Below are 14,028 nucleotides of genomic sequence, written 5' to 3'. Positions count from 1 at the left end.
TTGGTTTTGAGGTAGGGTCATCTTTAAGCCAATACTTACTTGTGAGTCAGAAGGATTATTATTTAATCAGTGTTTTTTCGCCCGCCACTTTCAATGCGATATATAATAGCGCATTATAGATACTACTGCTATACGTATCCTTGCTGGACTTTTGCTATCGAGCTATTAGTCTCTTGAAAATGCTCGGCATTTTTGAGACTTCGAGACAGCAAAGGCAAGTTAAGTAGGAAAAAGGACAACATCTCGAAATAACCCACCATAGAGGATAAATATTCAAGACTTTGATGGACCGAAGCGCGACAAGTGCCACTGCTATGAAAGAGCCCAGCATGAAAGATCACAAACGACTTCTATTGATTGATGATGACCCTAACCTCATCTTGCTGGTGAAGGATTACTTAGAATTCCGGGGATACGAAGTCATCACCGCCGAGAATGGACGTGAAGCTCTGGAAATTTTAGAGCAAGATGTTCCAGACATGATTATCTGCGACGTGATGATGCCGGAAATGGACGGATATACTTTTGTGGAACAAGTCCGGCAAAACGAACGCACCAGTTGGATTCCGGTTCTTTTCCTTTCAGCTAAGGGACAAAGCGCAGACCGAGTTAAGGGTCTGAATAAAGGTGCTGATGTTTATATGGTCAAGCCCTTTGAACCAGAAGAACTCGTAGCCCAAGTTGAATCCTCACTGAAACAAACTATCCGTTGGAAAGAACACCAAGCAAAAGGAGGCGAAAACGGTTCCCGCATCCAGGTTCCCTTCGATGTGCAATTAACCCCAACCGAACTGAAAGTAGTCCAGTTTGTCGCTAGGGGTTTAGCTAACCGGGAAATAGCTGAAGAACTAAATGTTAGTCAGCGCACAGTTGAAAGCCATGTGTCCAATATGTTGGGCAAAACCAATCTCCATAACCGCACTGAACTAGCGCGGTGGGCGATTGAAAATCAAATGGCCTAAAATCAGTAACGAGTGCTGAGTGCTGAGTGCTGAGTGTTTTTGACTCAGCACTCATAACTCAGGACTGAGAATTCAATTTACCAACCATCTTCTTCAGCGCTGGATTGGTGTAAAACTTCTAAATCCAGCTCATCTAGGTAAGTTAGGGCACTTTCAATCTGAGAAACAGTACCTCGCAGTTCCAGGTCGAAGCAGCTATATTGTGGCACGTTTGCGCTTACCTGAGCATCAGCAATAATAACTGTGATCCCATAGTGAGAAACCAGTCGTGAAATGACTGGTTCCTCATGTAAGTCTTTAGGAATACGAACCTGGATGCGAGTTTGGGTGCGTCTATTATCTAAAATATCTGTATTAGATTTTACTTCTTTATTTGGAATTGCCATTCTAGCTTCCTACTCGACTTCTGGGATGAGGATTTTGATTTGCATGATTTCTTTTAACACTAGCGTCACTTATCCCACGTAGGCAAGCAAGAAAGTATTTACCTTTGCAAACCATTAATCTAGATATAGTAAATGTAAAGAATTGCTCATAATTCGGTAGTTATGAGGTTAATTGTTATTCTATAGTGGTTTTCGAGCAGATTGAATATAGCATTTTGCAGGGTTACAACAATTGTTGTAACCCTAATTTATTTGTGTATAAAAAAATATTATTGCAGGGAGGTGTCCTAAGTATTATATGTTACTTTTTCAGAGTTTTAGGGAACTCTATTACTAGAAATTAGGAGCCATAATTCAATTAGCTTGTAGCTATCTGCTAAAAAGGTAAGTAAAGTAGTTTTTAAAACACATTTATATAAATTTCTTAGTAAACAATTTCCTTTAGAGGAAGTTTACTTAAGAGAACTATACCAATAAACCAGTTTCCCTAAAAATTTACTTTTATTCCGTACCTTGCATCTATATGACTTCACAATCTTCTCGTTCTGGCAAAATTCTGGTAGTTGATGACTCTCCTGATAACGTGTTTTTGATCAAAACTATTTTGGAAGAAGAAGGTTACACGGTTAGCACCGCAGAAAATGGTATTTCGGCTTTAGCAGAATTGAAAGCTTCTCCTTGTGACTTGGTGCTGCTGGATCTAATGATGCCAGATATGGATGGGTACGAAGTCACTAAGCACATTCGTAGAGAGATGAAATTGCCGCAATATATCCCCATATTGCTGATTACTGCCCACGATGCACCCAACGTTGCTCACGGATTAGACTTGGGTGCTGATGATTTTATCCGCAAACCTGTAACTGTAGATGAATTGCTGGCACGAGTGCGATCGCTCCTACGTTTGAAGCATAGTATGGATGAACGTGATGAAATTGCCCGCCAGCGAGAAGATTTTGTCTCTCGTCTCACCCACGATTTACGCACTCCCTTAGTGGCGGCCGATCGCATGTTGATGCTATTTCAACAAGGTGCATTGGGAACATTATCACCACAAATGCAGGAAGTAATCACCATCATGGCCCGTAGTAATATCAACCTGCTTACTATGGTCAATACCTTATTGGAAGTTTATCGCTTTGAAGCAGGTCGCAAAAGTTTGGCATTTCAACCAGTTAATTTAGGACGTTTGCTAGAAGAGGTGACTGGAGAATTAGCACCACTAGCTCAAGCTAAAACACTGTCGCTAAATTTGGATTTTACTGAAGAGTCAAACACAGTTATGGGCGATCGCTTAGAATTGCATCGTTTATTTACAAACCTGATCGGCAATGCGATCAAATTTACCGACTCTGGGTCTGTGACTATTCGTTTCACTTCTCAACGCCAGTTAGACAAAATTAGTCAATCTCAGTTATCTGGAAAATCCAATCCCGTTGAATATATTAGCATTGCGATCGCGGATACTGGCCCAGGTATTCCCACTGAAGAACAAGCCACCATATTTGAACGATTTCGTCAAGGTAGTCACAAGAGTTCTGGTAGTGGTTTAGGACTCTACCTTGCTCGTCGAATTGTCGAGGCACATCAAGGCATTATTTTGCTGAATTCTGAATTGGGGAAAGGTAGTGTATTTATTGTCCTTTTACCCGCCACAACATGAGAAAATTAGCAATTATAATTTATGAATTACGGGGCATTTTATCCTGATATTTCATAAATTATGACTTTACTAATATCTCCCAATAATTTCAATTAAATATTCTAATCAGAAATTTAAACGCCAAAAAATGACGAATTAAATATGCTGAGATAGCAACGCCACATTAAACAAATAGTTTTTTAGAATACCAAACAATGATTACCACTGAATTATCTAATATTGGCGATATTATCCAGAATCAGCGAGAGTTTTTTGGAACTTGTAAAACTAAAGATGTCGCTTTTCGCATTGAACAACTTAAAAATCTCAAGCAAGCCATAATTGAGCATGAACAAGCAATAATCGAGGCATTAAAAGCGGATTTACATAAACCAGAATTGGAGATTTACATTACAGAAATAGGCGTAATTAAGGAAATTGATTATGCTATAAAACATATAAATACTTGGACTAAGCCCAAAAAAGCAGCAGTTTCCTTTGATTTTTTTTCCTACTCAGCAAAAATTTATCCAGAACCTTTAGGGGTTGTTTTAATCATTGGCCCTTGGAACTATCCTTTTCAGTTAATTATCTCACCGTTAGTAGGTGCGATAGCAGCCGGGAATTGTGCAATTATCAAGCCTTCAGAAATTGCTTCTCATACCTCTGGTGTAATTGCTAAGATTATAGCCAAACATTTCGACCCAGCTTATATTGCAGTCGTAGAAGGAGATGTGGAAGCAAGTCAAAAACTACTTGCAGAAAAGTTCGATCATATCTTTTTTACTGGTGGCACAGCTATCGGCAAAATTATCATGGCCGCAGCAGCCAAATATCTCACACCAGTGACTTTAGAATTGGGTGGTAAAAGTCCTTGTATCGTAGATACTGATATTAATCTTGAACACACTGTCAGACGAATCACTTGGGGTAAATTTATTAACGCTGGACAAACTTGTATCGCCCCTGACTATCTTTTAGTTAATAAAAAAATCAAAAAAGATTTAATAGATGGGCTGAAAAAATGCCTAAAAGAGTTTTATGGTGATAATCCTGTCAGTAGTCCTGATTATGCCAGAATTATCAGTCAAAAACACTTTGATAGATTGGTGAATTTTCTCAAAGATGGTGAAGTTATCATCGGTGGAGAAAATCAATCTTCAGAGCGTTATATCGCTCCTACAGTGATTGATAATGTCTCTTTGGAAGATCCTGTAATGCAGGAAGAGATTTTTGGGCCAATTTTACCAATTATTGAATATACTGACGTTACCGAAGCGATCGCGTTGATTAACTCTAGACCTAAACCTCTGGCGTTATACTTATTTTCTCAAAACAAAAACCTACAAAAGCGAGTTTTGCAGGAAACTTCATCTGGTGGGGTCTGCATCAATGACACAGTGATGCAGGTTGGTGTCTCGTCTTTACCATTTGGTGGGGTAGGAGATAGCGGCATTGGCAACTATCACGGCAAAGCTAGTTTTGACACTTTTTCCCACAACAAAAGTGTATTGCAAAACTCTTTCTGGCTCGATTTAAAATGGCGATACGCTCCTTATGAAGGCAAATTGCCACTCATAAAGAAACTTTTGGGTTAAAAAAATTAGGAGTTAAGGATAAAAATCCACAACTCCTAATTATGCCAATTTTCGACTTTGAATTTTGGATTCAAGAAGAAATTTAAAATCTAAAATCCAAAAGCGTTGCTGTAACGCTCCTCAGCCCAAGGTTCACCACGGCGATGGTAGCCATTGCGCTCCCAAAAACCAAGTTCTTCACCAGCTAAAAACTCTAAACCATTAATCCACTTAGCACTTTTCCAAGCGTAGAGGTGGGGAACAACTAGCCGCATCGGGCCACCGTGTTCAGATGGAAGGTCTTCACCAAAGGCTTTAAAGGCAAAGAAGTTTTCTTCCCGGATGAAATCTTCTACAGGAATATTTGTAGTGTAGCCGCCGTAGCAGTGTTCCATAATGTGGGCTACTTTCGGGTCTAGCTCAATGAGATCCATGAAATCTGTAACTTTAATGCCAGTCCATTTGACATCAAGCTTAGACCAGCGCGTTACACAGTGGAAGTCTGCCGTGAATTCGTGTTGAGGTAGCGCCATAAAGTCTGACCAACTAAAGGTAGCAGATTTTACCAAACCCCAAACTCGAAATTCCCATTCCTCAATGCTGACTTGAGGAGTTGCACCGTAAGTTAGTACGGGGAAACCTTTAGCTAAGTGTTGACCAGGAGGAACACGTTCCCCCTCTTCTTTCCCTGGTTTGTGAAAAAATTTTCCTAGCATAGTTGGAGAAAAATAAGTTTTCTCAAAGTGTTTACAAGCTTTCTTGCTGAATTGCCAACACTACCAGATGTTTTACTTTTATATGATTTGATTATCACTCATCAGTGATAGGTAATGGGTAATGGATGTTCCCAATTACTCACTACCAATTTTTATCGAGCTAATGAGCTTGTATAGAGTATCTATGATTCAAAATGCAATCAGGAAAGCTAATAAAAAGCGTTGATCCAGTAGTAAGAAGATTGGTGCTGTTTATGCTTTGCCTGACTGGGAAATTATGATTCTTCTTCCTCTTCTTCAGCCGTTGGATACACAAATGTAGAACGTCCAGTCAAAATTGACTTACCCAGAGAGAGGGCTTTCTGAGCTTCGACGACGGCTTTGTGCCTCCAGGTAGCTCGACGTTTATCTCGTTTTGATTTGGAAGTTTTCTTCTTAGGAACAGCCATGTCAGCAGATATCGTGATTCTTGACAACCTTCTTATTCTAGGCCATCCACTGACGCGAAGAACAACAGGTAAGTTGAATTGATCGGTTGAGGCCGAAGTAGGACACGGGGACAGAGGGAATTCTTTGATTCTTCCACTCTTTACGTCTCCGTGTCTAGCTCAATCCTTCATTTTTTCGCTGGCACACTGCTAGCTGCTGTAGAGCTATTGTCAAGGAAAAGTAGCGATCGCGCAGTTTTGAAGTAAGTAGCCCAATTTTGAGCATCGGGACGCGATCGCCATTGGGGACGACTTACATCTAATGCCAAAACTGGTGCGATCGCTCCAAAATTTTGTACGGATACAATGATTGAAACATCTGTCACCAAGATATCTTGATCGAAGCTCCTTTGGGCGGCGGCTCTAGCGGCCGCTTCCGCCCTCCGTAGAACGGTTTCATAGTTTTCTTCCGGCAGGCGGTCAATAGCTAGATCGACTCTAGCGGTGTAAGCTCGCACAACCTGGGGCGCGATCGCTTCCGTCAAAAACCACGCAGGAACAGTGGATATGAGCAAAATTAATAAAGGAACTATCCGGATTCTTCTGGCAATTTGGCTAATAACTGAAAAGGGAGTGATCGATGATGGTAGGTGAGCAGCAATCTTGCTCATGACCTTCTATCTCCTTAGTGATGATCTGTTATTGAAATTAGGTAAAAGGTATTTTCCGACTAGATAACGTAATAAAAATTACATTCTAACTTAAGATTCGATGAGAATCACCTAGACTATAAGACATAGGTTAGCTTTGTTTTTTTGGCAAAGCCAACCGCAATTTTAAGACCAGCAAACAATAACTGACAAAGAGCGGGATGGCAAATTACTGGGCGATCGCGATTGGCATCAATCACTATCAGTTATTTCAACCTTTAAGTTGTGCCCAAGCCGATGCTGAGGCACTAGAGGATTTTTTGGTGACAGAGGCAGGCTTTCTCCCCAAACATTGCCTGCTAATGACGGATACTTCGCCGCCAATTGGAGATCGATCAACTTATCCAACGAAAGAGAATATTCTGCTGCTGCTTGAGGATTTGGCAGCGACAAGTTGGCAACCGGAAGACTATCTGTGGTTATTCTTTAGCGGTTATGGAGTCAATTACAAGGGCAAAGATTACTTAATGCCAGCAGAGGGCAACCCCGAACTCGTGCAAAAGACTGGCATCGAATTGCGATCGCTAATGCAAAGTCTCCAACTTGCTGACTTGAATGTATTGCTACTACTCGATATCAACCGCGCTTTTGGCACTCAAGCAGATGCTCCCGTTGGTGAAGAAACAATAGAACTAGCCCAAGAACTACAACTAGCGACAATTCTTTCTTGTCAACCAGAGCAATTTTCCCACGAAAGTAGCGAATTAGGTCACGGTTTCTTTACAGCAGCTTTATTAGAAGCTTTGCGTTCTGGCAATGCCAGTAACCTGTCAGATTTAGAAAGTTACCTAAGTCTGCTCATGCCAAAATTATGTCACCACCACTGGCGACCTGTCCAAAACCCTGCAACTATTATCCCATCAAGGGCGCAGATAATCTTGCCAGAATTGGCAATGGAAAGTGATTTTGAAGCAAATCCGGTGATTTATCCCGAAGAATCTTTTGCTGTTGCTCTTGCAGCCCCTCCTCTTGACGATTACCCCAGAACTTCAGCACAACGGGGGAGATGGGGAGAAACAACTATGAATTCCTCCCAACACAAGATCGAGAAGCCTAAATCTCAACCAGTCCAGCAATCAGCTACTAGTTTAGTTTCCCAGCCAATGGCGGAAACTTCTTTAGGAGCCAATCCCAAGGGAAGATTTATCCCCAATTCCTCCAAAGGTTACGTCTCTCGATTGCCATCAAATCAGCCAAGTCTCCCTTTTTGGAAACAGTTTATCTTGTGGGGCGGAGGCAGCTTGCTAGTAGCAGGTTTAATTGCTGTAGTTTTTCTTCGCAATCAAGAAACTTTTAGAATTAAGCAAATATCAACTGCATCGCCTAATGCTACTGCTAGCGATCGCCAGGTGATCGAGAACTTACCAAGTGATAGTACTTCAGTAGTTAGACTTAACAACCAATCTAGCGCCCAAATAATCTCTAATTCCGAGTCGAAAAAGCGGAATCAAGCAGTATTAGACTTGGCGAAAATGTCGCTCAGACAAACTCAGGCTAGCGATTTGAGTATGGCGATCGCTACAGCCCGGAAAATTAAACCTGGTGAACCACTGTACGAACAAGCTCAGGAAAATATTAAGATTTGGAGTCGAATGATTTTAGATTTAGCAGAGGGTCGTGCTAAACAAAGACAGTATGCTAGCGCTATTGCCGCCGCTCGATTAATTACTAAAGATGAAGCCCCCTACGCCAAAGCACAAGCAGCAATTAACCTGTGGCGGCTAGAGGGCAAGCAGTATGTGAGTAACAACACTCTTTTAGATGCAGCTAATGCCTTAATTAAGTCTGGACAAGCATCTACTTACAATCGGGCGATCGAAGTTGCCAAAAAAGTACCAGCAGGTCAACCAGGCTTTGATAGTGCCCAAAAGTCGATCAATAAATGGAGTGAGAAAATTTTAGACATGGCCAAGCGTCGCGCTGCCGAAGGAGATCGTAGTGCCGCAATTGCAACTGCTGCGTTAGTGCCAGAGGAAACAGCCGCTTATGAAGATGCTCAAGATGCCATTCAAAAATGGCAAAAGAAATAGTAAAAAAATAATAAAAAATGCTTAGGAGTTAGGAATTAGGAGTTATATTATTGATCCCCGACCTGTTACTCCTGACTCCTAACTCCAACTTTTTCCTCAGCGCTCATATCTCAGTATTAGCAGTACTGTGATACATCTTCGCCACACTCGTCGGCTAGATAGCATAACGCTCGGAAACGTAAACCAACCACTTCTTCATATAAGGGGTTGAGCTTGCACATGGGTGGAATGTGAAACAAGGTTTTCCCAAATACTTTGATATCGCGCTCAAAGGGACATTGAGATGGGATTAGTTTGCACAAACGGTGAGCTAGTTGGCGATCGCGGACTTGAATGTTTTCTAATCGTTGCCGTAGGGGTTGGAGAATATCCCAGTAAGGCTTGGAAGGAGAATGGTTAAGCTGGCTTACTTTATGGTCAGTAGTCTCTGCTTGATTGATTGATACCCAGCTTGCCAGAAAAATCTTTTTCGTGGTATTGTCGAATACCTTCATGGTTAATCCTCTGTGTTATTGAGGTTATTCACCTTTTTGATGAATATATACAACGTGGCAACGAACTTTCCCGGAAAAATCGCGTTCTGACTGCGATATAATGTAATACCTGTTAGCCACTTAAGTCAGAACCTAATTTATTACTACGTCAAGTTAATCTCAAATTTCTGGGGATCGGTAGTGTAATATTACGATCTTGTTCATAACTTGACACAGTTTAAATTTTAATAAAGACATCCGTCATTGGATAGGTTTTAGTGTAACATTTACAGAACTTAATATAAGGTCTTTCTAAAAGAATTTTTGCTAAGTATAAACATCAGTAATATCCTAGAAGGCATTTTTCCTTTCCGTGTTCCCACTTTCTCACGTAAGTGTGTCTTGTTCATCGCTGGCTGAATACCGTAGAAATAGTGATTTTTTAGCGAGTAGAATCGATTGCATTTCACAAAACTTACGTTGGCAGTGGCAATTTGAGAATTATATAGTCTGACGCATTAAAATCAGATAGAACTTGCTTATGGGTGTTTTTGTACTCTACAACGCAATCCATCCTGGCAGTATGCTGTACGCACGCCTTCAGTGACAGCAACCTAACAAGTTAGATCGAAGAACTATAGGCCAATACGGTTCAGTTAAGGTTAAAACTCTATTACCAAAGTCAACTTTTTAACGAACCGCCAAGGCGCAGAGAACGCAGAGAGAAGAGAGAGATGCTTAACTGAACTGTATTGAACTATAGGCAAGCTCTATACCCATGACAAAAGAAAGCGCAAAGACGTTCAGAAAAATTCTGTGTCTTTGCGCCCATCGAAGTTTGAGCGGTGAAAGCCACTGCTCAAACTTCTCTCTGTATGAGATTTTTACCTTAAATTCTCTATGATGCTACTTGAGCAGCAGTCCGAGTCCGTCGTCTTCTCCCATCAGCAACTTTTACAGGTGGCTCATCAGGGATTTGCATCAATAAAGTCACAGATGGCTGACATTGTAATTCTCGACGGATAGAACGTTGTAATTCTCGTTCTAAAGTTCCTTGCAATCCGCCCCAGTCTATATCTGCTGCTTCACCGCCAGGAGCAAATTCTGTCCAGCGCACAGTGAGGATTTCTTCAATGCGTTGTTTTACCCAGGTTTGTAGCAGTGATCGCTCTACAGTTGTAACTACACCCCGGAGGTGAGTTTCTGGTTTCGCCAACAGTTTACCATTCCAATCAATTGCAGCTGCGATCGTGATAATGCCTTCTGAAGCCATACGTTGCCGTTCTTGTAAAACTTTGGCGCTTACCATACCCGAACTGGTAGTATCCACCAATTCGATACCAGATGGCACTTTACCAGCAACGCGAATAGCATCTTCAGTCAGTTCGACAATATCACCATTCTGAATGATAATCATGTTTTCTGCGGGAATACCCATACTCTGAGCCGTTTCTGCGTGCTTCACTAGCATCCGATGTTCGCCGTGAAATGGCACAAAGAACTTGGGTCGAGTTAAGGCAATCATCAGCTTTTGTTCTTCCTGACAGCCGTGACCGGAGACGTGAATCCCTTTATCCCGACCATAGACCACTTTTGCACCCTGAATCATCAATTTATCAATGGTGTTGACTACTGCGATCGTATTTCCGGGAATTGGGTTAGCAGAGAATACTACTGTATCTCCTTGGCGGATTTTGATGTGAGGATGTTCTTTGTTGGCAATGCGGGTCATTGCTGCCATCGTTTCACCCTGAGAACCTGTAGTTAAGACTAAAACTTTTTCGTCAGGGAGATTACGAACTGCGTGCAATGGTTGCAGCAAATTATCTTCACACTTGATGTAACCTAAATTGCGGGCATGAGCAATCAAGTTCAGCATAGAACGCCCTACAACCGTTACTACACGGTTCTGCTTCTTGGCGATATCCAAAATCATATTGATGCGATGCACGCTAGAAGCAAAGGTTGTGACAAATAATCGCCCAGTGGCTTGACTAAATACTCTCTCCAGGTTTGGATAAACCGAACGTTCTGAAGGTGTAAATCCTGGGATCTCAGCGTTAGTGGAATCACTTAGCAGGCAAAGAACGCCTTTTTCACCATGTTCTGCTAGTCGTTGCAAATCAAACTTTTCACCATCTACTGGGGTATGGTCAATTTTGAAATCCCCTGTGTGAATGACTACACCAAGGGGAGTATGAATGGCAACAGTGAAACTATCAGCGATGGAGTGGGTGTTACGGATATATTCCACTAAAAAGTTTTTCCCAATCCGCACTACATCACGTGGTAAAACTGTTCTGATTTCTGTGCGATCGCGGACTCCTGCTTCTTCCAATTTACCCTCTAGCATTGCCATTGCTAGCCTGGGGCCATAAATCACAGGGATATCAAATTGCTTGAGATGAAAAGCAATCCCGCCGATATGGTCTTCATGACCATGAGTAACGATCATCCCTTTAATTTTGTGGCGATTTTCCCGCAGATAGGTCGTATCTGGCAGAACAATATTTACTCCATGCATCGCTTCTGTAGGAAAAGCCAATCCTGCATCTAACAGGATAATTTCATCGTCATACTCAAAAAGACAGGTATTTTTCCCAATTTCGTGCAAACCGCCCAAAGGAATAATTTTCAAGGCGGAATTATTAGCTTCGTTTTTAGCCATTTTCTCCTTAGATTGTTACTTGTGGTTTATTTAGTTGATAGTTGACGAACTTGTATTTAAGACAACATCATTTGTCTCTTAATTCAGTCCCAAAGCAATCAAGTTTTAATTGAAGATTTCAATTTTTTATTCAATAAAATCGACTGTACACTGAAGAATTTATAGTATGTCTATCAGCCCTAGCACAGATTTTTAAATTGCAACTTATGAACAATTATGGTCGTTCTTTATATGTATCTTTAGAAAGCGGTAGATTACTAAAGCTTAACCAGATGGTCGCTAGATTAAACTAAGTTCTTTCAGAACCGTTTCTAACTTTTGACTTACTTCTAAATCAGCTTCACATAGCGGTGGACGAGTTGAACCAACCTCCCAACCTTGGAGTTTCAGCGCTTTTTTCACTGGAATGGGATTTGAAGTGAGAAATAAAGCTTTAAATAACGGGAAGAGTTGGAGATGAATCTCGGTGGCTACCTCAATTTTTCCCGCATTAAAAGCTTGGATCATCTGCTGTAGTTGGTTTCCTACCAGATGAGAAGCGACACTTACCACACCCTTTGCCCCGATCGCTAACAAGGGCAAAGTCATGTAATCATCACCAGAATAGATGTGGAATTCTTTTGGTGTCAAGCGACGAATTTCACTAGCCTGATCTATGCTACCAGTGGATTCTTTAATCCCGACAATATTACTAACCTTAGCTAACCGGGCAACTGTTTCTGGCTGAAGGTTTTGTCCGGTACGACCTGGGACATTGTATAACAACAATGGTAAGTCGGGACAGGCTTGTGCTATTGCTTTAAAGTGCGCTTCTAAACCCGCTTGTGGCGGTTTGTTGTAATAAGGAACAACTTGTAAGGAACCATGTACTCCTATTTTAGACGCTTTTTGGGTGGCTGCGATCGCTTCTTTGGTAGAATTTGAACCACAACCAGCAATCACCTTGGCTTTGCCTGCCACAGACTGCAATACTTCGACAAACAACTGGTATTCCTCATCCCAACTTAGGGTAGGCGATTCTCCTGTTGTGCCGCACACCACCAATGTATCTGTACCGTTATTAGCTAGATGCGCTGCCAGTTCTGCCGCTACACCATAATCTACACTACCGTCTGCTTTAAACGGCGTAATCATAGCGGTTAAAACATTGCCAAAATCTCCCACCCTGTTTTCACTCCTGATTACCCATGTTTTTATATCTTGGTGGTTTCCTCTTGTGATAACCTATCTGCAAATTACTTTCAACAGCGATTTGCACATTTAGTCTTTTTCATTAGTTGTTTATTTTTACTAATGACTAGCTTGAAACGTAAGCCTTAGAAGGTTGGAGTAGATTTTTTTCTACTAGTAACTCGGCGATTTGTATTGCATTCAATGCTGCGCCTTTGCGGATTTGGTCGCCGCACAACCATAATTCCAAGCCACAGGGATGAGAAATATCTTGACGAATTCTTCCCACTAAAACTTCATCTTTACCAGTTGCTTCAATTGGCATCGGAAAATGATTAGTTTTCCAATCTTCTACCAACTTTACTCCAGGGGAGGAATTTAAAATCTCTCTGGCTTCCTCTGCACTAAAGGGAGTCTCAAATTCTAAATTAATCGCTTCTGAATGGGCGCGGAGTACGGGAACCCGTATACAGGTTGCAGTAATTCTGATTTGCTGCGTCCCAAATATTTTTCGGGTTTCGTTAACCATTTTCATTTCTTCCTCACAATAACCCAAATCATTTAATGGTGAGTTGTGAGGAAATAAATTAAATGCCAATGGGTAAGGCAATACCTTAGCAACTGGCGGCTGTCCTTGTAGTATAGCGCTTGTTTGGGCTTTGACTTCTGCCATTGCCCTAGCCCCTGCCCCACTAGCAGATTGGTAGGTTGAAGCCACGATACGTTGCACTGGTTTAACTTTATGCAATGGCCATACTGCCACAGTCATCAGAATCGTTGTGCAGTTGGGGTTAGCAATAATGCCTTGGTGATTAGCTGCGGCTAGTGGATTAACTTCTGGCACTATTAAGGGAACTTCTGGGTTCATCCGAAAGGCACTGGAATTGTCAATTACTACTGCACCCTTTGCCACGGCAACTGCTGCCCAAGCCTTAGATGTGGAACCACCCGCACTAGCTAGTACTATATCGACATTTTCAAAGGCGCGATCGCTCACTGGCTCTACTGGGATATTTTCCCCTTTAAACCGTAGCGATCGCCCAGCACTGCGCTCTGATGCCAATAACTTCAAGTCAGCAATCGGAAAATTACGGCTTTCTAATAATTCCAGCAACTCTGTGCCAACTGCACCAGTAGCTCCCAAAATAGCTAAACGATAGGATTTCGACAAACTTGCTTCCTCCTTTATAGAGACTTATCTGCAATTTTTTGGAACGATTGACAATTTATTTATATTTAAATAGCTATCGCAGTCTTGAAATGAAT

Annotated in this window: 12 protein-coding genes; 4 read left to right on the top strand and 8 right to left on the bottom strand. The window is 41.6% G+C overall.

The genetic code is table 11. From position 1 onward, the window contains the following. Positions 1–284 precede the first annotated feature (284 nt). Positions 285–962: a response regulator transcription factor gene (locus GNF10_RS02100; RefSeq protein ID WP_012407592.1), complete on the top strand. Its 678-nt coding sequence runs from the start codon at positions 285–287 to the stop codon at positions 960–962. Between the two features lie 77 nt (positions 963–1,039). Here the strand turns inward: GNF10_RS02100 and GNF10_RS02095 are convergent, their stop codons facing one another. Next, positions 1,040–1,348 (bottom strand): NIL domain-containing protein, encoded by a 309-nt coding sequence (locus GNF10_RS02095; protein ID WP_185585217.1) that lies wholly within the window; start codon positions 1,346–1,348, stop codon positions 1,040–1,042. 523 nt (positions 1,349–1,871) lie between these two features. On the opposite strand from GNF10_RS02095, the gene GNF10_RS02090 reads away from it, so the two are divergent. Then, entirely contained in the window at positions 1,872–3,011 is a 1,140-nt protein-coding gene (locus GNF10_RS02090; RefSeq protein WP_185607106.1) for a hybrid sensor histidine kinase/response regulator, read from the top strand. Between the two features lie 194 nt (positions 3,012–3,205). Continuing rightward, positions 3,206–4,588 (top strand): aldehyde dehydrogenase, encoded by a 1,383-nt coding sequence (locus tag GNF10_RS02085; RefSeq protein WP_185581831.1) that lies wholly within the window; start codon positions 3,206–3,208, stop codon positions 4,586–4,588. A gap of 89 nt (positions 4,589–4,677) precedes the next feature. On the opposite strand, the gene GNF10_RS02080 is transcribed toward GNF10_RS02085, so the two are convergent. The 3 genes from GNF10_RS02080 to GNF10_RS02070 all read right to left on the bottom strand — a co-directional run bounded on the left by GNF10_RS02080 (position 4,678) and on the right by GNF10_RS02070 (position 6,382). Beyond that, positions 4,678–5,283 (bottom strand): sulfite oxidase-like oxidoreductase, encoded by a 606-nt coding sequence (locus GNF10_RS02080; protein ID WP_185581832.1) that lies wholly within the window; start codon positions 5,281–5,283, stop codon positions 4,678–4,680. Positions 5,284–5,558: 275 nt separating this feature from the next. Beyond that, on the bottom strand, positions 5,559–5,732 hold the full coding sequence (gene rpmF, locus GNF10_RS02075; protein WP_012407602.1) for a 50S ribosomal protein L32: 174 nt from the start codon (positions 5,730–5,732) through the stop codon (positions 5,559–5,561). Between the two features lie 167 nt (positions 5,733–5,899). Next, positions 5,900–6,382 carry a hypothetical protein gene (locus GNF10_RS02070; protein WP_185581833.1) on the bottom strand — a complete coding sequence of 161 codons (483 nt, stop codon included), beginning with the start codon at positions 6,380–6,382 and terminating at the stop codon, positions 5,900–5,902. A 200-nt stretch (positions 6,383–6,582) separates the two neighbouring features. Here GNF10_RS02070 and GNF10_RS02065 point away from each other — a divergent pair, with 200 nt between their 5' ends. Next, complete coding sequence (locus GNF10_RS02065) at positions 6,583–8,451, top strand: caspase family protein (RefSeq protein ID WP_185581834.1); 1,869 nt, start codon at positions 6,583–6,585, stop codon at positions 8,449–8,451. Between the two features lie 116 nt (positions 8,452–8,567). On the opposite strand, the gene GNF10_RS02060 is transcribed toward GNF10_RS02065, so the two are convergent. From GNF10_RS02060 to GNF10_RS02045, 4 genes are all read right to left on the bottom strand, one after another. Then, on the bottom strand, positions 8,568–8,945 hold the full coding sequence (locus GNF10_RS02060; RefSeq protein WP_185581835.1) for a Mo-dependent nitrogenase C-terminal domain-containing protein: 378 nt from the start codon (positions 8,943–8,945) through the stop codon (positions 8,568–8,570). An 877-nt stretch (positions 8,946–9,822) separates the two neighbouring features. Beyond that, on the bottom strand, positions 9,823–11,592 hold the full coding sequence (locus GNF10_RS02055) for a ribonuclease J (RefSeq protein ID WP_114085542.1): 1,770 nt from the start codon (positions 11,590–11,592) through the stop codon (positions 9,823–9,825). Between the two features lie 279 nt (positions 11,593–11,871). Next, the gene (gene dapA / locus GNF10_RS02050; RefSeq protein ID WP_185581836.1) at positions 11,872–12,756 is read right to left on the bottom strand and encodes a 4-hydroxy-tetrahydrodipicolinate synthase; all 885 of its coding nucleotides are present in this window, start codon (positions 12,754–12,756) and stop codon (positions 11,872–11,874) included. Positions 12,757–12,889: 133 nt separating this feature from the next. Further along, entirely contained in the window at positions 12,890–13,933 is a 1,044-nt protein-coding gene (locus tag GNF10_RS02045) for an aspartate-semialdehyde dehydrogenase (protein WP_185581837.1), read from the bottom strand. Positions 13,934–14,028: the final 95 nt, after the last annotated feature.

It is taken from the genome of Nostoc sp. UCD121, assembly GCF_014222285.1.
Taxonomy (GTDB): Bacteria; Cyanobacteriota; Cyanobacteriia; order Cyanobacteriales; family Nostocaceae; genus Nostoc.
Note: the sequence above shows the minus strand (reverse complement) of the source record. Positions and strands in the feature narration are given on the sequence as shown.